General features: G+C 54.5%; 12 protein-coding genes. All 12 read right to left on the minus strand.

Annotated features, from left to right (window positions below; genetic code table 11):
* Nucleotides 1–43: 43 nt before the first annotated feature.
* Nucleotides 44–1,036, minus strand: coding sequence for an ABC transporter substrate-binding protein (locus HMPREF1992_RS03690; RefSeq protein WP_021684497.1), 993 nt, complete (start codon nt 1,034–1,036; stop codon nt 44–46).
* A gap of 27 nt (nt 1,037–1,063) precedes the next feature.
* Nucleotides 1,064–2,059, minus strand: coding sequence for an ABC transporter substrate-binding protein (locus tag HMPREF1992_RS03695; protein ID WP_021684498.1), 996 nt, complete (start codon nt 2,057–2,059; stop codon nt 1,064–1,066).
* Nucleotides 2,060–2,202: 143 nt separating this feature from the next.
* Nucleotides 2,203–2,655 (minus strand): Fe-S cluster assembly sulfur transfer protein SufU, encoded by a 453-nt coding sequence (sufU, locus tag HMPREF1992_RS03700; protein ID WP_021684499.1) that lies wholly within the window; start codon nt 2,653–2,655, stop codon nt 2,203–2,205.
* On the minus strand, nt 2,645–3,883 hold the full coding sequence (locus HMPREF1992_RS03705; RefSeq protein ID WP_021684500.1) for a cysteine desulfurase: 1,239 nt from the start codon (nt 3,881–3,883) through the stop codon (nt 2,645–2,647). The genes sufU and HMPREF1992_RS03705 overlap by 11 nt, the downstream gene beginning before the upstream one ends.
* Nucleotides 3,867–4,712: a SufD family Fe-S cluster assembly protein gene (locus HMPREF1992_RS03710; protein ID WP_021684501.1), complete on the minus strand. Its 846-nt coding sequence runs from the start codon at nt 4,710–4,712 to the stop codon at nt 3,867–3,869. Before HMPREF1992_RS03710 ends, HMPREF1992_RS03705 begins: the two co-directional genes overlap by 17 nt.
* Entirely contained in the window at nt 4,712–6,130 is a 1,419-nt protein-coding gene (gene sufB / locus HMPREF1992_RS03715) for a Fe-S cluster assembly protein SufB (protein ID WP_021684502.1), read from the minus strand. The genes HMPREF1992_RS03710 and sufB overlap by 1 nt, the downstream gene beginning before the upstream one ends.
* 5 nt (nt 6,131–6,135) lie before the next feature.
* On the minus strand, nt 6,136–6,894 hold the full coding sequence (sufC, locus tag HMPREF1992_RS03720) for a Fe-S cluster assembly ATPase SufC (RefSeq protein ID WP_021684503.1): 759 nt from the start codon (nt 6,892–6,894) through the stop codon (nt 6,136–6,138).
* Between the two features lie 219 nt (nt 6,895–7,113).
* Nucleotides 7,114–11,853, minus strand: a complete 4,740-nt coding sequence (locus HMPREF1992_RS03725) for a TonB-dependent receptor domain-containing protein (RefSeq protein ID WP_037358450.1) — start codon at nt 11,851–11,853, stop codon at nt 7,114–7,116.
* A gap of 130 nt (nt 11,854–11,983) precedes the next feature.
* Nucleotides 11,984–12,571 carry an MptD family putative ECF transporter S component gene (locus HMPREF1992_RS03730; RefSeq protein ID WP_021684505.1) on the minus strand — a complete coding sequence of 196 codons (588 nt, stop codon included), beginning with the start codon at nt 12,569–12,571 and terminating at the stop codon, nt 11,984–11,986.
* A 15-nt stretch (nt 12,572–12,586) separates the two neighbouring features.
* Nucleotides 12,587–14,062, minus strand: a complete 1,476-nt coding sequence (locus HMPREF1992_RS03735) for an ABC transporter ATP-binding protein (protein ID WP_021684506.1) — start codon at nt 14,060–14,062, stop codon at nt 12,587–12,589.
* Between the two features lie 11 nt (nt 14,063–14,073).
* Nucleotides 14,074–14,748, minus strand: a complete 675-nt coding sequence (locus tag HMPREF1992_RS03740; RefSeq protein WP_021684507.1) for an energy-coupling factor transporter transmembrane component T — start codon at nt 14,746–14,748, stop codon at nt 14,074–14,076.
* A gap of 362 nt (nt 14,749–15,110) precedes the next feature.
* A complete protein-coding gene (locus HMPREF1992_RS03745; protein ID WP_231366951.1) occupies nt 15,111–19,943 on the minus strand; it encodes a TonB-dependent siderophore receptor in 4,833 nt (1,610 codons plus the stop codon).
* Nucleotides 19,944–20,590: the final 647 nt, after the last annotated feature.

Raw genomic sequence — 20,590 nt, forward strand, 5'->3', positions numbered from 1 at the left:
GCGGACACACTGCGTGTCCGCTTCGCTGTGTTTGAAAGAAAAATCACGGCACAATCGTCGCACCGTTCAGTACATCGGTAGGAATCGTCAGACCGATTTTCTCCGCATTCTTCTTGTTGACGACGACCATGAGATCACGCGCCGTCTCAATCTTCATATCCGACGGCTTTTTCTTGCCCTCGAGGATGTCCGCTGCCATGTCGCCCGTCTGAACACCGAGCTTGTAGTAGTCAACCCCCTTGGTCGCAAGAGCACCTGCTGTGACGCCGCCCTCAAAGGCACAGATCACACCTTTTCCCGCTGCATCTGTGATGCTCGTGAGCGTCGGCATCGCGGATGCGATCACATTATCCGTCGGCTCATAGAACACATCCACTTCGCCTGCCATGCTCTGCGCTGCCTGCTGAATATCGTTGACCGTCGAGATCGTCGCCGTGCGCACCGTGAGTCCCTTCGACTCAGCATATTCCGTCATCGCCTTGACCTGAATCTCCGAGTTGATCTCACTGGACGTGTAGATCGTGCCGATCGTCTTCGCATTCGGATAGAGTTTCATGAGCAGGTCGATTTGATCGGCGATCGGGCTCATGTCGCTCGTGCCCGTAACGTTGCCGCCCGGAGCATCGTTCGACTTTACAACCTTCGCGCTCACGTAGTCCGTGACCGCCGTGCCGACAATGGGAATATCCTTCGTTGCGTTTGCCGCCGACTGCACGGCCGGGGTTGCAATCGCACAGATGAGATCCACCTTGTCACTGATAAAGCGCTGCACAATGTTCTGGAGGTTCGACTGATCTGCCTGTGCATTCTGGCGGTCGATCGTAAGGTTTTTGCCTTCCTCATATCCGCGCGCCTTGAGTCCGTCCACAAAGCCGCGGTTCGCATCGTCGAGCGCACTGTGCTCCACGAGCTGAACAATCCCGACCTTATACGTTTTCTCACCCTTCTCTGCCTGCTGCCCGCATCCCGCCGACACCAAAATTCCGAGGGCGGCGATGCCAAGTGCAGCACACTTTGCGAGTCTTTTCATCTGCATCGAATCCCCACCTTTTCTATTTCTGTATTAGTCCACCAGAGTTGCATCCTTGAGCACATCCTCCGGAATCGTCAGACCCAGCTTCGCCGCATTGCCCTTGCTGATGACGAGCGTCAGGTCGCGCGCCGTCTCGATCGGCATGTCTGCCGGCTTTTTCTTGCCCTCAAGGATATCCGCCGCCATGTCACCCGTCTGAACGCCGAGCTTATAGTAGTCGATACCGTAGGTCGCAAGGCAGCCGCCCGTCACCATGAACGGCTCGGCACAGATAACAGCCTTCCCCGCTGCATCCGTCACGCCCACGAGCGTCGGAATCGAGGAGGAGATGACATTGTCTGTCGGCTCATAGAACACATCCACCTCGCCAACGAGGCTCTGCGCCGCCTGCGGGATGTCGTTGACCGTCGAGACCGTTGCCGCACGCACCTTCAGCCCCTTCGACTCAGCGTACTCCGTCATCGCCTTGATCTGAATCTCGGAGTTGACCTCACTGGATGAGTAGATCGTGCCGATCGTCTTTGCATTCGGATAGAGCTTGATGAGAAGGTCGACCTGCTCCTTGATCGGGTTGAGATCGCTCGTGCCTGTGATGTTGGCGCCCGGCTTCTCATTCGTCTGCGCGAGCTTCGCGCTCACATAGTCCGTAATCGCCGTGCCGACAACGGGAATGTCCTTCGTCGCATTTGCCACCGACTGTGCCGCCGGGGTCGCAATCGCGCAGATGAGATCCACCTTGTCGCTGACGAAGCGCTGTGCGATGTTCTGCAGGTTCGACTGATCCGCCTGTGCATTCTGGCGGTCGATCGTGAGGTTCTTGCCCTCCTCGTAGCCGCGCGCCTTGAGTCCATCCACGAACCCACGATTCGCCGCATCGAGAGCATTGTGCTCGACCAGCTGGACAATGCCGATCTTATACGACTTCTCACCGCTTGCCTTCTGATCGCCGCCGCAGCCCGCCATCATTCCGAGCCCAAGCACTGCGATGCCAAGAGCGAGGCCTTTCATAGCCGTTGTCATCCGCATCGAAATCCCACCTTTACTATCATTTCAAATTTGCAAGATTCATTTATTATACATGGACACGCACAAAAAAGCTAGTATTCATACAATGAAAAATGTGAAAGGACTGCTCTGAGAAGCGAAAACTTCCCAAAGCAGTCCCCAGTTTATGACGTTTGTCCTTCCTTCAGGACATCCTCGAGCGTGTGCCATGCAAGCACCGCGCATTTCACGCGCGCCGGCATATTCGAGATATTCTTGAGCGCGACCGCCTCATCCAGTTCCTCGAGCACATCGTCATCCGTGACCTCGCGCTTGATCATTGCAGTGAAGAGCTGCGCAAGACGGTGCGCCTCCTCGACCGTCTTGCCGCGCATGAGATCGATCATAATGTCCGTGCTCGCCTGTGAGATCGCACATCCAACGCCCGTAAAGCCGCCGTCCTTGATGATGCCGTCTGCAATCTCGAGTTCGAGCGTGATCTCATCGCCGCAGCTCGGATTGTGCCCACGCTCACGCACGGTTGCAGCCGCGAGCGCCCCCTTGTTCTCGGGCGAGCGGCTGTGCTCACCGATGACCTCCGTATAGAGTTCACTGAGCGCCGCTGTCTCAGTCGCCATAGCCGAGCACCCCCCGTACCTTTTTCAGAGCCTCAAAGAACTGGTCAATGTCCTCATGTGTGTTGTAGAGATAGAAGCTCGCACGGCAGGTCGCGTTCTGCCCGAGATAGCGCATCAGCGGCTGTGCGCAGTGATGCCCCGCGCGGATCGCAACGCCGTAGCTGTCGAGGATCGACGCCACATCATGCGGATGAATGTCCTTCACATTGAACGTGATGATGCCCGTCTTATTGTCGCGTGTGCTGTCACAGCCGTAAAGCTCCACAAACGGCAGTTCGCGCAGCTTCGGCAGTGCGTAGGAAATGAGATCGCGCTCAATCGTTTCGATGCGGTCAAATCCGACCTTTTCAAGGTAGTCGATCGCCGCAATCAGCCCCGATGCCCCGCTGACATTCTGCGTCCCCGCCTCGAACTTCGCCGGCAGCTCCGCGTATGTTGTATCCTGTTCACCGACATACTCGATCATATCCCCGCCAAAGAGGAACGGCGGCATGGCATCGAGAATATCATACTTCCCGTAGAGCACGCCGATACCCATCGGCGAGAGCATCTTGTGCCCCGAGAATGCGAAGAAATCCGCATCCATTGCCTGCACATCCACCGCAATATGCGGCACGCTCTGTGAGCCGTCCACGACAATGACCGCTCCGACCGCATGGGCGCGGTCGGCAATCGTACGCACATCGTTGACGAGACCAAGCACATTCGATACGTGGGTCACGGCGACGATCTTCGTCTTTTCCGTAATCTGCGCCGCAATATCCGCTGCGGAGAGATTGCCGTCCTCCTCGAGATAGATGTATTTCAGCACCGCACCGCGCGCCTTTGCCACGAACTGCCACGGCACGATGTTGCTGTGGTGCTCCGAGATCGTGATGACGATCTCATCGCCCTCGCGGATATTTGCACGCCCGTAGCTGTATGCGACGAGGTTCAGCGCCTCTGTCGCATTCTTCGTAAAGATGATCTCCTCGGGACGCGCCGCACCGATGAACTGCTGCGTACGGCTGCGCGCCGTCTCATAGATATCCGTCGCCTTGATTGACAGCTCATACGCGCCGCGATGCGGATTCGCATTGCAGTAGGTGCAGTAGTCAGCGACCGCCTTGATGACTGCCTCCGGCTTCTGCGTCGTCGCACCGTTGTCGAGATAGACAATGGGACGACCGTTCATCTTTGTCTGCAGGATCGGAAAATCCTGCAAGTACTCGTTATTCCTGCGTTCCACCCAAAAGTCTCCTCTCAAGGTAGCTGCCAATCTCCGCGCGCAGCTCTTCGCTCTCAATGCGTGCCAGTACCGGCTCAAAGGACGCCTCTACAACCAGCTGCTGCGCCGCGCGCTCATCAAGCCCCCTGCTCATCAGATAGAAGAGCTTGTCCTCGTCCATCCGTCCGATGCTGACCGCATGATGCCCGTCCACGTCGCCCTCGTGTGAGAGCATAAGCGGCACGCTGTGATTGCGTGCATGAGGCGAGAGGATCATGACCTCCTCGTCCTCCTTGCCGACCGAGCCGCGCGCGCCCTGAATGAAGTCCAGTGTCCCGCGAAACGTCTTGACGCTGCGGTCAAGCAGAGCACCGCGCACCTGCATATTCGCGTCCGTATGGCGTCCTTCCTGACGGATGATATAGTTGAGGTCAATCTTGCGCGCCTCATCCCCGAAGTACAGCCCCCAGACATCCGCGCGCGCCTCATCGCCCGCGAGCGTCACGCGCAGCTCGGAAGCCGTATGAACAGCGCCCGCTTCGACGAGCGTACACGAGAACAGCCCCCCGCGCGCCACATTTGCATGAATGCGGCTTGCCGCAGGCGCATCCGTCGGCGCAAACTGGATGTAGGTCAGCGCAAGCTCCGCGCCCTCTGCGACATCTACATAGATCTCCTGTGCCCCGTTCTCGCGCAGTTCCACTGTATATTTTGAACGCTCCCCAGCAGCAGCGGAGAGCCTGATTTCATCTCTTGTATCCACAAGCCCCGCAGGCACAGGGAGATCATTGACCCCGAGCCAGCGCCATGTCGGCATGGGGATACGGCTGAATACGTCCTGCATTGCCATCACCCCATCGTTCCTTCCAACTCAATGTTGACCAGATTATTCATCTCAACCGCATACTCGAGCGGCAGCTCCTTCGCAATCGGCTCGACAAAGCCGCGCACGATCATCGCGCGCGCCTCCTCCTCGTCAATGCCTCGGCTCATCAGATAGAAGATCGCCTCGTCGCTGATGCGCCCAATCTTCGCCTCATGTCCGATGTCCACCGCGTCACACGCGACATCCATCACGGGCAGCGTATCGCTGCGGGACTCCGCATCCAGCATCAGCGACTCGCAGTTGACCGAGCACTTTGCTCCCACCGCACGCGGCGTCACCTTGACTCCGCTGCGGTAGATTGCGACACCGCCCGACTTCGAGATCGAGCGCGTGCTGATATTCGCCGACGTATTCGGCGCGTCGAAGATCACCGTTGCACCCGTATCCAGTTCCTGTCCCTTCGAGGCGAACGTGACGCCCGTGAACTCACAGGTCGCATTCTCTCCGTGCAGAATGCTCGTCGGGTAGAGCATCGATACGTGCGAGCCGAACGAGCCGGAGACCCACTCGATCGCGCCGTCCTTCTCCACCTTCACGCGCTTCGTGTTGAGGTTCATCATATTGCGCGACCAGTTCTCGATCGTCGAGTAGCGCAGACGCGCCCCCTCCTTGACGAACAGCTCGACACAGCCCGCATGGAGATTCGTCACATTGTATTTCGGCGCAGAACACCCCTCGATGAAATGCAGGCTCGCGCCCTTCTCTACAATGATGAGCGTGTGCTCGAACTGCCCCGCCCCCGCCGCATTCAGACGGAAATAGGACTGCAGCGGGATATCTACCTTGACCCCCTCGGGTACATAGACGAACGAGCCGCCCGACCAGACCGCGCCGTGCAGCGCAGCAAACTTATGTGCCTTCGGCGGCACGAGCGTCATGAAGTACTGCTGTACAATGTCGCCGTACTCCTGCAGCGCTGTCTCCATATCCGTATACACAACGCCCTGCTCCACGAGCGACTCCTGAATCGAGTGATAGACCACCTCGGAGTCGTACTGCGCGCCGACGCCCGCGAGCGACGTTTTCTCCGCCTCGGGGATACCCAGACGGTCGAACGTATCCTTGATATCCTCGGGCACCTCGTTCCAGTCCCCGACCATCTTCGCATCGGGGCGCACGTAGGTCACGATATCATCCATATTCAGATCGGAGAGATCCGGCCCCCATGCTGGCATCGGGGTCGCATTGTATACATCCAGCGATTTCAGACGAAATTTCAGCATCCACTCCGGATCATTCTTGCGTGCCGAGATGTCGCGGATGATCTCCTCCGTCAGACCCGACTGCGACTTATATGCCGAGCGATCCTCATTCGTAATATCGTAGATCGTCCGCTCGATATCGGCGACCTGCGTCTTTTTCTTTGGTACGAAATCCTCCATCCGGCTCACCCCACTTTATCCTGGTCGGCGAGAATATGGGAAAAGCCCTCATTATTAATCTGCTGAATGAGCTCTGCGCCCCCCTCACGCGCAATCTTTCCCTGCGCGAGGACATGCACGTAGTCCACCTTCAGCTTATCAAGAATGCGCGCATTATGCGTGATGATGAGACAGGAATTCTCCGTCGTATGGAACTTCGCCACACCCTCGGACACAATCTGCACGGCATCCACATCCAGCCCCGAATCTGTCTCATCGAGCAGCGCCAGTTTCGGCTGGAGCATGAGGAGCTGCAGCACCTCGCTGCGCTTCTTCTCACCGCCCGAGAAGCCGACGTTCAGATAGCGCTGTGCATAGCTCGGGTCGATCTTCAGTTCCGCCATCATCGCATTCAGTTCCTTGCGGAACGGCATGAGCTTCACCTTTTCGCCCGTCATCATCTGACGCGCCGTGCGGATCATGTTCTCCACCGTGATGCCCGGAATCTCTTCCGGCGTCTGGAATGCGAGGAACAGCCCGCGCCGCGCACGCTCGAACGCGCGCATCTCACCGATATCCTCGCCCTCGAGCACGAGACTGCCGCCCGTCATCTCATACTTTGGATGCCCCATGATGACATTCATCAGCGTCGACTTGCCCGAACCGTTCGGCCCAAGGATAACGTGCACCTCACCCTTGCGGATCGTGAGGTCAAGCCCCTTCAGAATCGCCTTACCCTCCACGCCTGCGTGAAGATCCTTTATCTGCAGCAATACATCTGCCATGCTAACTCTCCTTAAAATAATCTATAGCTTAATCCTTACAAAAATACTCGGGATTGACATTTTCATCATTGTATTTGCTTTCATATAAAAAGTCAATAAGCTAAGACACGATCTATAAACAAAACAAATAATTGAGATTCTTTTTCACAAAAAAGAAGGACTGTTGCAGGAGCTATGTCCTCCGTACAACAGTCCTTCTATCATATTGTTCCGATTTCCTCAGAATCGATAGGTCACCTGCACACGCGTATAGTTTCCGAGCTTGAAGTTCTCTGCCCCATACAATGTGTCACGCGCATGAAGCCCCTTCGCACCGAAGGTATAGAATGTCTCGACAAGCAAATTCTCTACAGGCACATATCCTGCTCCGACCGTAAAGCTTCGAATACCGTCAAGATAGCGATCCGGCAGAGCTTCCGTTCCATTGCCGCCAAAGAAAGAACCATGCTCGAACGCCTTGTAGTCGACAAAGGCATTCCAGCTGCCTGCTGCATCCATATCCGCGCGGCCTACGTCGAGACGCAGCACACGAAACGTAGGCGTGCCGCCATACGCACGTCCCTGCGGCGTAAATGCCGAAGTCCCCGCTGTATGCGCCCATCGTGTAGCTCCGTTCATATAGCGGCCAAAAGCGCTGCGGTTCTGCCCATAGTCAACCGAAAGTGCAAGATTCTTCCCAAGCTGCCACTTTGCACCGATTCCAATCACATTCGCCGTCGTATCAAAGACATCGACATCATTCCCTGTCCCGTTCGCCGTCAGGAAGCGATGCGAATTACCGCCGACCGAGCGCAGATACCATGCAGCAATACCGACCTGAGGCGTCACCTCATGTCGTGCCTGCACGAAGATTGCTCGCTTGAGCGCAGGAATCTGATCCGTATGGAGGACAACGCCAAGCTGTGGGAAGAGGTATCCTGCACGGGCGAGCAGATGGAGCGGCAATTTGCTGTTTTCCTCGGGCCTCCAATAGTTATCCGATGCCGCAAGCGCGAGGATGCGCTGTGCAACAGGCGAGAGCGATGCACGACGGTAGCCGATTGCATTGTCTCCATTCGACATTTTCTTATAGAGCGGTTCCAGCGCAGAACTTTTTTCGTACAGGGATGAGAGTGCCTTCTCCTTGGCCTCCGCCTGCGTTATCGTCTGAAAATCTGCAGGATTAAACTTCTCCAGCGGAATCCCCGCATAGTTCTTTCCATTATATGTGGTTCCGCTGCCAAGTGCTTGCAGGGTTTCGCTCCCCTTATAGACACCATAACCATAGAACTCCGAAGTGAACGTATACTGCTGTGACGACAAGAGAGCCGAACTCGAAACATACCGCCGCCATGTCTCAGGATTCTCTCCGCTCCGCGTCATGACTGTATTCCACGAAGTTTCGCCTGCGGTACGCAGATTGTTCTTATCAAATGGATCACTGCCCCCGGGAACAGTCATAAAGAGATCGGTCATCAGATAACGCCCCTTGACATTCCCATTCCGATCCCGCGCCGTGACAATACGCCAGATGTGACTGTTTGTTTCATACTGCGCTGCCTGCTTGATCTTGTTATAGGCAGTTGGATCATCCTGGCCGATCAGATTAAAGTACGAGTCTAGGATGCTCTTTTCTTCCTCGAACGAGGAGGCTCGCCTCAATTTGTCATAGAGAGACTCAAAGCCTGCCGTCTGCACACTGGGCACACTGTAGTTCTCATCATTGACAAGATCGCGGTCATATCCGAGCCACTCCTTCTTCGTCGGCGGACGCAGAAACACCTCGTTCACCGCACGGCTATAGGCAGAGTCCGAAATCCCCGTGCTCTTGCTGAAATCACCGAAGCCGACACGCACCTGACTGCGTTGCCCCGTCCATACGGCACGCGCACCATCATACTCCTTTCCAAACCAATAGCCCGTTACCCCCATTGGCTCGGTCAGGCGTCCGAGGCTGAGATCCCATACCTTCGCATGCTGCGTCACATCGACATTTTCAACACGTGCCTCTTTGAGGGCAGGCGCACCAACGTCCTGCGTCGTATCAACATCTTTTGTACCGGAGGCGCTGCCGATTAGCGTGACATTCGTATTTGTACCAACGCGCATATCCGCACCGACACGAAGACGCTGTTCAAATCCCTGATCTCCCTTCTCCAAATAGTTTTTATATGCTGAACCGATACTAGAACGTGTTGTTACGCGTGCCTCACTGGGCTTGTTCTTTCCGGTGAACGAATTGTAGCGCAAACGGTAGTCTCCAAAGATTGTAGTGCCCACTTCGCGTTTTGTATCAAATGGAGGCGTGATAAAATTCCTGAGAATGCCCCCGTCTTCTTGTGCCTTGGCAAGAGCCTCCCGCGCAAGCGACCTACGTCCTGAGATGCCATCAAATTTCAGATTGATGCCGAGCTTATATACGCGCTCCCGCATTGCCTGATCGTCGTCCCGATGATTGAACAGATTATCGATCCCCAGATACACGACGGAATCCTTGTCGATCTGCTTCTGAACAAGGAGGTTCCATATACCGAAACTCTTGCGCTCGTAGGTCTGCTGCCCGCCCTTTGCAAAATTGTACTGCGTACTGCCGTCTCCGAGATCGTTATGCACATAGTTCCCATTGTTCGCAATGGTATTGCTGTCGAGCATGCGCAGATAATAGTCACCCCAGAGTGAGGCACGCCATCCCGTTTTTTTATTTTCATAGGTCAGGCTGATGTCAATCTTGTGCCGGGGCTTATTGAGGAGCTGACGCGGCATATTGGGATCACTCTTATTGATCGCATAGAGATAGGTATAGCCGAGCTTCCAAGAGAAATGTTCATCCATCTTTTGCGACAGCTCTGTCTCAATCCCCGTGATCTCCGCCCTTCCGATGTTCTTAAAACTGTAGATCATATCGGGCGGCGTGATCCACGTCTCCTTCTTCGCATCCGCTTCTGGGTGGAAGTGCATCAGCTCGCCCGTGAAATACGTCGTCATATAATCCCGAATTCGATTGTGAAATGCATTGATGCGAATCTGACTCTTTCCCTGTTCTGCTTCAAAGCCCAAGTCAAAATTAAGCGATTTCTCCGGCTTCAGATTGGGATTGCCGAACCAGTAATAACCGAGCTTCCCGACGCCGATATCGTACGGCATACCGGCATACATCTCCCAGTGATAGTAGAGTTCCCCCATCCCCGGCTCCGTATATCCCGTACCGATATTCGCCTTGAACCGCCGGTTGGTATTTCCTCCGAGCGAATGTGTCAGCCCCATGTTAAAGCTGACATGCGAGCTGAATAGACTGCTGTGGTCGAGCCGCACACTCGGCATGAAGATCGTATCCTTCCCCATCTGCCAGAAATCCTGGACGAAGAAGTGCTGTTTCTTGATATCCGCCTGCCCGATGGTCTGACGGTTCTTTCGATCCATCTCCTCCTGTTCGAATTTCTTGCCGTGCCACGTGAGCGTCCTGTTATATGTGCCGTAATACCGACGCATAATCGTATCATCATCCAGAGGATCACCGTCCTCATCGAGGAAGAGCTCGGCTGGATTATCTCTGCGCAGCTCCGCCACAAAGTCTGGAATTTTATCTTCATTAGTTCCATTTTCATAGTCCTCAAAGGTATATGGTGGAACTTGTGTCTTCCCATAGGCATCCTTGTAACCATAGAGCGCGTATTCCTTATCGTACTGTGGAATCCCGTTCTCGTTCAGATACATCGGATGGTCTTTGATACGCGAGCTAGGTGAACCATCCTCCTCGCTGTGTAAATTCTTATCGTAATCCCACGGATCAATATATCGTGTTCGGATATTTCGAGCACCTTTCAGGCGGCTTCCCTCTCCGCTTTCCTTGCTGACCCCGAATCCGTAGCTCAGCAGATGTCGATCATTCAGCTGTGTCCCAGCACTTGCCTTGAGATTCCATTCCTTATGCAGAATATGATCCAGATAACGCAGCGTATTCTTTCCCTCGTATTTTGAGAACGTCGCGACAGAAGACAGCGTCACATCATCCTCCATCATCTTTGCATGATTGAAGTCGATCTTCCAGTTTGTATTTTTCGCTTGCCCGTAGTAACTCATACGATACGTATCGCGGTTGATGCTTCGCTTGTAATGAACCACGGGATCCGGTGCATCCTCCGAATGCTTCGTAAAGCGATCCATCTCCTCATCGGCACGATCTACGGAGAAATCAATCGCATGTTTGTCATCAAATGAATACGTCCCCAAAAAACCGATATTTTTGATATCGCCAAAATAGCGCAGTGAATTCCGAATCGCGCCGTTCGTATTCACCCCGTTGTAGAATATCTTTTCACTATAGATCGGCATGATATCCCGTTTACTGCCATAGATCGCCCCTTGGAATTTCCCGAGTTTGCCACTGTCCGCCCGCAGGAAAAAGTTCTTGTAGGGTAAGGCGCCATCATCCGACTTGACGCGAAGGGCCTCCGCATTGAACCGCAGGACGGGCACATCCTCAGCTCTGCGCGTAACGATATTGACAACGCCGCCAATAGCATCTGCGCCGTACTTCGCACTCGCCGCACCGCGAACGATCTCGATGCGCTCGACATTTTCCGTCCCGAGGCGCTGCAGCTCATCCGCCTGTCCGCTGTACTTTGCAAAGTCTCCCATGACGGGATGCCCATCGATGAGGATGAGTGTATGCCGTGGTTCTGCCCCGCGAATCGAAAGAGTCACACGTCCCATCGCATCCACATTACGAGTCATGCCTGTTTCGCTGAAAATTATATCCTCAACCGATTTCGCCTGTTTCTTCGCAATATCCTCCGCCGTAATGATCGTCGTCGATTGCGATTCATATTTCGCTTCTTCCTTAGCGGCATCTGTTTCCACATGAATATCTTCCGTGGAAACCCCATTCCCCTGACTTTCATCCGCCCATACACTCGACACAGGCATCATCAGATGAATTAACACGGCGCAAGCCAGAGCCGACTTCCCTTTGATCTTCACAAAGACCGCCTTTCTATCATGGAACAAGATTCATTATCACTATAATTATAATATTATACACATTATTTCCTCAATTTCTAGTCCTAAAATAAAAAATCTCCCCCGTCGAAACGAGAGAGATGCACACCGATTATGCAATTTCCTTAAAATGCTTCCTCAAAATCCGCTTTCCAATATAGATCCCGATGAAGCCCCCGAGAAAGGCAATCCCCATGCCCGCCGCAAGGAATACGCCCGTACTGTGCTCGACGAACTTCTGAATCCGCTCCATATCCATGCCCGCCTCCTGCCAGCGAATCATCTCCTGGTCGAGGAAGAAGAGGAGCGGGATTGCGCCGCCGAACACGTACGCTGCCTGAATCAGCCCGTAGCCCGCCGCGAGCACGGGAATCCGATAGCTGAGCCGCGAAGCGATCAGATCGATGATGAGCGCCACCGCCGTCACCGAGCCGACGAAGGGCACATACATCATCCCGGAGAATCCGGCAAAGAGCGCCGTGCTGATCGCCGCAAACAGCGTGATCGCACCGAACTTCGGAATCTTCTTCACCACGAACAAAAATACCGTACCGAGCAGCACGCCGATCAGCGCAGGACTCAGTGCGTGCATCGCGGGCGAGAGCAGCACGGTGAGCGCGCCGATGCCCAGCACGAGCACGCCGTACAGTGCCGAGAGTATACCGATCAGGACAAAGTCGCTGATTTTCCAGGAATTCATAGAGTACCTCCAGTTTTATCCAATCCGCTCACGAAACAGCCTCTCTAGTGCAGCTGCGTCGCGCAGTGCAAAATCCTCTGCAATCCGCCCATCCTCGAGGAGAATGACGCGGTTGCACGAATTCATGATGAACTCGTAGTCATGCGTAATGATGATGGCGGCATTCTCCGCCCCCGTAAATTCATCGATGAGCGTGCAGACCGTCCGCATATTACCGTAGTCCAACCCGCTCGTCGGCTCATCGAAAATACCGATGCGCTTGTGCAGAAGACAGGCGGCAGCAATCACAAGCCGCTGCTTCTGCCCCATCGACAGCCGCATGGGATGCTCGTCGATCAGCGGCAGCAGGCGGAACTGCGCAAGCACCGTACGAATGCGCGCATCGATGTCCTCCGCCTCCTCATTGCCAAGCAGGAGATCATGATAGAGACTCGAACCGAAGATCTGAAAATCCACATTCTGCATCACATAGCTGACCGCCGTATAGCGTCTGCGTGCGGCAAGGGGCTCCCCGCCGACAGAGAGACGACCGCCCCGCTCCCGCAGCAGCCCGCAGATGATTTTCGCGAGCGTACTCTTGCCGCAGCCGTTATGCCCGAGGAGCGCGATACGGTCACCCGCGCGTACGGAGAGCGAGACATCGCGCAGGACATCCTGCCCGCGCACATAGCCAAACGAAATATGTTCAAGTGACAGCAGCTCTGCACCGCCCATCGCAGGAGCAGCCTGCTCACACGCCGCACGCGTATGGAAAAGGTCGAAGCCGCGTATGCCGAACGCGTTCAGTGCCTCGTTATTGAGTGCATTCATCTCAGCATCGCGATAGCGGCGCACAATCGTCCCATGCTCCATTATGACAAGTTGGTCGCATACGCCGTGCAGATAGTAGAGACGATGCTCTGCCACCACAATCGTATAGCCGCGCTCCTTCAGCTCCTCAATCGTGCGGCGCAGCAGCGCAATCGACGGATAGTCGAGATTTGCCGACGGCTCGTCCAGCAGCAGGATCTTGCACTCCAACATCAGTGCCGAGGCAATCGCAATCTTCTGCTTCTCCCCGCCCGACAGCTCCGAGAACTTCCGTCCAAGAAAACGCTCAAGCGAAAGTGTCTCCACGACAGAGCGCAGCCGCCGCTCGATCTCATCACGCGGCACACCGAAGTTTTCACAGCCAAACACGAGATCGGACAGCACATCGAGCGTAAAGAACTGATTGTCGGGATTCTGGAACACCGTCGCCGCAATCCGCGAAATATCCCCAATGCGGAGATTCTGCACATCCTGTCCGGCGAGGAGAACCTTCCCCTCCGTCGTGCCCTCGTAGAAGCCGGGACAGAGACCATTGATGCGGCGCAGGAGCGTTGACTTCCCGCAGCCGCTCTCCCCCGCGATCACGATCACCTCGCTCGCCCCTGCCGTGCAGGAGTTCCCGCTGATGCTCCGCTGCGCCCTGTCCTGATATTGAAAGCCTACACTCTGTAACTCAATCATAGCGCATACCCTCAAACAACGGTAAGACAGAGCGCAAAGGCAAGCGGCGCAAGGAAGATCATCGCCCAATCCTTGCCGCCCATGCGGACATCGAAATAGGACGTGCGCGTCCCGCTGTATTCATAGCCCTTGACGAGCGCCGCTCCCGAGAACTCCTCCGTGATCTTCTCACTGCGGAACAGCATCGGCACAACAAAATACTCGATTGCCTTCATCGGATGACGTACGACATAGCCGAGCGACACAGGAATCCCCTTGAGACGCATTGCGTCCACAATCACGCGAAAATCGTCCTTCATCGCCGGCAGATAGCGGATCATCACCACAATGCTGAGAATGATGCCCCGATGCAGACGCAGACGCGAGAGTGCCGTCGTGATCTCCGCGATATTCGTGCTCTTCTTGAGCGCAATGCCGAGCACGACGAACGGATAGATGCGCAGTGCGATAAAGGCGATCAGCTGCGGCACGAGGATTAACCCGCGCGGCAGATCCGTGCCGCGCAGCAGCTCCGCCCCATATTGGAGCACAAGCAGCGCGAGAAAGCCGAGGATAAACTTCACCGTCTGCGCCGCACTGCCAACCGTCGCAAAGACAAGAGTCGAGAGTACAAAGGACAGAATCAGCACCTCCTGCCGCCCCGAGAAGATCAGAACGCACATGAGCAGCAGATTCAGATATAACATCGTCCGAAAATCGAACGGCTTTGATAATGTGATCAGTATGGTCACCCTTTCAAAGAAAAATAATACTGAGGTTAACAAAGGTCTTTTCTCGTGCTATATGTGCCTAGGTGTTGTCATAACGGTAGGCGGTCAATTCACGCCCCCGAAAGGGGGTATTGCCTATGGGACCATACGAATTTCTTTCGTTTGTCTTCCTCGTTACAATCTGTATTGTAGCATTCAGAGCATAAGAAGAGCCGCCCGCAGTGACCAAACTTAGGCGGCTAATCTTAGCTATTTCCTAATGTAGGGGCTGACCGTTTACCGACAGCACCTTTTTCTTATGTTTATTATACGACGCAACGAGTGATTCGTCAAGCACCTCAGAACCGATATGTCACCTGCATACGCGCATAGTCACCGAGGCGGAATCGCTCCGGCCCATAGAGCGTATCACGCGCATTGATGCCCTTCGCACCGAACGTGTAGAACGCCTCAACCATGAGATTCTGCACGGGGACATAGCCCGCACCGATGGTAAAGCTTTTGATGCCGTCGAGGTAGCGGTCGGGCAGAGACTCCGTCCCATTGCCGCCGAAGAACGAACCGTGCTCGAAACGCTTATAGTCGATGAAGGCGTTCCAACTGCCCGCGACATCCATATCCGCCTGACCGACATCGAGGCGCATGACCCAGAACGTCGGCGTAGTACCGCGCTCGCGTCCCTTGATGGCAAAGTCAGACGTACCCGACGTATGCTCATAGCGCGTATGCCCGTTCATATAGCGTCCGAAGTCCGTGAAGTTCGCACCGTAGTCAAAGGAGAGCGCGGCATTCTTTGTGAGCCGATAGCGTGCGCCGACACCGACGACATTCGCGAGCGTATCGAACGTATTGATATCGTTCCCCGTGCCGTTCGCCGCACGGAACGTGTTCGTATTGCCGCCGAGCGAGCGCAGATAGAACGCCCCAACGCCAAGATTCGGCGTAACCTCATGGCGCACCTGCATATATGCCGCCTGCTTGATGGCAGGAATGCGGTCGCGTTCGAGAACTGTGCCAACTTGCAGGACAAAATAGCCCGCACGTTTCAGCAGATTGAGCGGCAGAGCGCTCTTGTCCTCCGGTCCCCACCGATCATCTTCAATCAGATAGTTGATGATTCTTTGACCGAGATGCGAGATCCCCCTCTTATTGCCTGCCGGAATCATCCCCCTTAGTGTAAATGCGGTATCGGGATCATCCGGATCGCGTTTCAGCGACTGCACCCCGTGGTAAGCGCTTTTATCCCAAGAGGATCGGATCGTACGGTCTTTCGCCTCCTCCTTTGTCATTGGTCGGAAATCTCCGGGCTGCAAATCACTCATCTTCAGGTTGTAGCCAAGAATCGGCTTCTTTCCGTGATATGTTCCATAGCCGTAGAACTCATAAGTCAGCTTATAAACCCCACTCGGATGACCGTCGATATCTTCACGCCTATCCACCTGCGTCCGCGTCGTCTCCAGATCTGATTCTGCCGACTCCCATGCCTTACGGGTGACATCCTCCATCTTCTCGCGATTGAATCTGTCCTGATAGGAAAGGCTTTCTTCCGGGTGCAGTTTCTCCAACTGCGGAATTTCTTTCTGCGAAAGATATGTCCCGACAACATCTCCATCCTCATCCTTCACGGTCACCTTGTACCATGCGAAATCATCGTGCTCTATTTCTCCTTCCTTGGACAATCGATCCATCAATTTCTGATATACTTTGGGATTATCCTGTTTGACAACATTCAGATACTCGTCAAGAATTTGCTTTTGCTCTGCCAAACTCTGCGCTTTGGCGAGTCGCTGATAAAGCCCGTCAAAGCCCGGGGTATCCTTGATGAGAGTGCTGTAGTTCGGATAATACGGAACGGCGTCCGTCGTATGGCTGTTGATCGAGGTCGCTTTATAACCCAACCACTCCTCCTTGGTCACGCCGCGCACAAAGCTCTGCCGCGTCGCATGCGTATACGCAGAGTCTGCGATCCCCGTAGAGCGGCGAAAGTCACCGTAGCCAAGACGTACCTGCGTCCTCTTGCTCGTCCAGACGGCACGCCCGCCGTCGTACTCCTTGCCAAAGTAGTAGCCCGTTACGCCCATCGGCTCGGTCAGCCGCCCGAGGGAGAGATCCCATGCCTTCATGTGTCGCGTCACATCCGCCGTATCGAGGTGTGCATGGTTCAGCCCCTTCGACTGCGCCGCATCCGTCTCCGTATCGACGCCCGACGTACCCGCGAGACTGCCGAGGACAGTGATGTTCGTATTCTCGTCAAGGCGCGCATCCACGCCCGCCCGCAATCGCTGCTCGAATCCGTGTCCCGCCTTCTCAAGGTAGTTCTTATATGCGCTGTCGCCGACACTCGCGACAGTTGTGACGCGCGCTTCCGAGGGCTTTTCCTTTCCCGTGAAGCTGTTCCACCGCCAACGGTAGTCGCCGATGAAACGTGTGCCGATTTCCTTCTGTACATCGAACGGCGGGATGATAAAGCGTGCCTTCTTTTCCAACGTGGCTTCGTTTGCCGCCGTACGTGCCGCACGCTCCTCCGCAGTCATCGGCACGGTATCTGCATCGGGACCGAATTTCATATTCACGCCAATACGATACATCCGCTCTTGGAACGCACGGTCGTCGTCGCGGTGGTTCAGGATGTTGTCCACGCCGATATAGGCGCTCGCGTCCTTGCCAAGATTCTTCTGCAGGATGAAGTTCCAGATACCGAACGACTTTTTCTCATAAGTCTGCGTACCGCCCTCATGGAAGTTATAGTGCCATTTTTTCGCAATGCCATCCCAGTCGTAGTAGTTGCCGTTATTCGCGACGCTGTTGCTGTCGAGCATATTGAGATAGTAGTTGCCCCAGAGCGTTGCGCGCCAACCCGCATTCTCGTAGGTAATGCCGAGATCGATCTTGTGCTGCGGACGATCGAGCAGACGATCGGGCATCATTGGGTCACTCTTGTTGATCGCATGGAGATAGGTATAGCCGACCTTCGTTGACCAGTGACGGTCAAAGCGGTGGTTGTACTCCGCCTCCAGTCCCGTGATCTCCGCCCGCCCGATATTCTTGAAACTGTAGATCATATCCGGTGGCAGGAGCCATTTGAGATCAGCAGAATTTTCCGGATGGAAGTCCATCAGATACCCCGTGAAGTACGTCGTCATATAGTTCCGAATGCGATTGTGGAACGCATTCAGACGGAAGCTATCCTTGCCGTTCTTGCTCTCCCCCTCCAGACCGATGTCGAAATTGATGGACTTCTCCGGCTTCAGATCGGGATTGCCGACCCAGTAGTAGCCGAGACGTGCACGCTCAAGCCCCATCGGTGCCCCCGCGTACATCTCCCAGTTATAGTACAGCTCGCCCATACCCGGCTCCGTATAGCCTGTGCCGAGATTCGCCTTAAAACGACGGTTCGATTTGCCGCCGACGTTGTGCGTCAGCCCGAGGTTGAGCGTCGCATGTGTGCCGAAGAGATTGCTGTTGTCAATGCGCAGAATCGGAGCGAGGATCGTACGGTCATTCACCTGCCAAGTGTCCTGCACGAATACATATTGTTTCTTAATATCCACGCTTCCGATGCTGATCCGATTCTGCCTCGCGTCAAACTCCTCATGGAACGCCTTTCCGTTCCAAAGTGCCGCATGTCCATAGGTCTGACGATCATAATTTCGCATATCTTTGTCATAGTAGTGATTGATCGCCGATGTCTCAGACAGGATCGGCAGGTCATGATTCCGTGCATCATCCTTTAGCTGTTTGCCAAACGCCATAAGCCGTGCCATAACATCCGGCGGCGCCGGATTCCAGTCTTTATCATAGCCCTGAGGCCCATATTTCAGATAGTCTTGATAGGTATAGAGCGGTGCCTGTGCGCGCCCGGAGGCATCCTTATGGCCATACCACTCGTATTCATTGTCATACTTCGGTACTCCCGCTTCATTTCGCGTCATCGCATAGTCGTGCACACGCGAAGATGGCGCACCCGCGCCACCTTTCGTATAAAGGTTCTTATCGTAATCCCACGGATCAATCATGCGCGTATAGCTGTTCGGCGCATTTTTGATACGGCTGCCTTCCCCCTTCTCCTGCGTGTAGCCAATGCCGTAGGTCAGCAGATGATCGCTGCTCAGCTGCGTATTCGCCGATGCCTTAAAACTCCACTGCTGATGCATGAGATCATCAATGTAGTTGAGCGTATTTTTTCCCTCATAGGGGGATTTGATATAGTCCGAGGTCAGCGTAATATCATCCTCGTTCATCTTTGCATAGTCAAGGGAGACATTCCAGTCTGAACTCTTGCCGCGCCCCTGATAGGAGAGGCGATAGTTATTGCGGTCCACTTCACGCTTAAAGTGCTGCAGCCCTTCTCCCCCTGAATTGGATCGCTTGACGTAGCGCTCCATATCCTCTGCTGTATGATCGAGGTTCAAAGAAAGGCTATGATTCTTGTTGAGATCATAGGATGCGACAAGTCCGATATTCTTGATGTCGCCATAGTAGCGCAGCGAGTTTCGCACGAGGCTTTCCTCATCTTCATAAGACCTGCCGCTCTTGATAAGACCGCCGAAGGTTTCTGTACTGTAGATCGGCAGAATATCCCGCTTCCCGCCGTACGCCGCAATGCGCAGCTTCCCGACCTGCCCGGAATCCGCACGCAGGAAGAAGTTCGCATAGGGAAAGAGGTCTCCGTCGCCCTTTGTGCGCCGTCCTTCGAGGTTGACCTGCATCCCCGCTTTCTTTGCCGCCTCCTTCGTAATGACGTTGACAACGCCGCCGATGGCATCCGCGCCGTACTTCGCACTCGCCGCGCCACGGATGATCTCGATGCGTGCGACATTCTCCGTCCCAAGACGCTGCAGCTCGTCACCTGCACCCGTGTACTTTGCAAAGTCGCCCATCACGGGCTGACCATCAATCAAGATGAGCGTATGGCGCGGCTCCGCTCCACGAATGGAGACGGTCACGCGCCCCATCGCGTCGATATTTCGCGTCATACCCGTCTCGTCAAAGATAATATCCTCAACAGACTTCGCCTGCTTCTTCACGATGTCCTCCGCCGTGATGATCGTCGTGGACTGCGACTCATACTTTGCCTCTTCCTTCGCTGCATCCGCCTCTACATGGATGTCGGCGGTGGAGACTGCCTCCTGCGTGCCTTCGTTCGCCCAAACCGTACCGGATACTCCCATAACATGAAGCAGTACGGCACATGTCAATGCGGCTCTTGCCCTTGTTTTCATGGAAAACACCTTTCTGTCCCTCGAATATACGAATGATAAAGCAGAATCCGATAGAATGATTCTGTCTATCATTTTAACGTTGATATTATATCATAATTTTTTCATTTTTCCAGTATAATTTGAGAAAAAAATCAATTATCAAATAAATCGAGAAAATAAGCGCCTCTAAAATATATTCTGTCAAACAAGGTACAAGCGCCCCTTTCGTCACGCTGCGAGTGCCACTTCTACCGTTCCGCGCACAGGCCCCGTTTCGACGGGGGGAAGCTATAATGCCGTTATCTAAGGAAGCACTGATAAATTCAGCCGCGCCATCTTAGCGCATCTTTTTTGCCCGCACTGTGTCGGCAAATCCTCCACATAGCTTTGGCTATGCGTCTGGTTTGCCTCCTTGTTCGGACGAAAAAATCTACGCCAATCTGACGGACTTCATTTTATCAGCGATTCCCTAAAAGCCTTCCCCGCATCGGCGGGGAAGGGGGACCGCGAGCGGTGGAAGGGGCGCCTGTAACAAAAGCTATAAGCACATAAAAAGAGCCCGTGATTTCTCACGAGCTCTGATCTTTGCGGCAACTACCTACTCTCCCACGTCGTCT

This window comes from Selenomonas sp. oral taxon 892 str. F0426 (assembly GCF_000468035.1).
Taxonomy (GTDB): domain Bacteria; phylum Bacillota; class Negativicutes; order Selenomonadales; family Selenomonadaceae; genus Centipeda.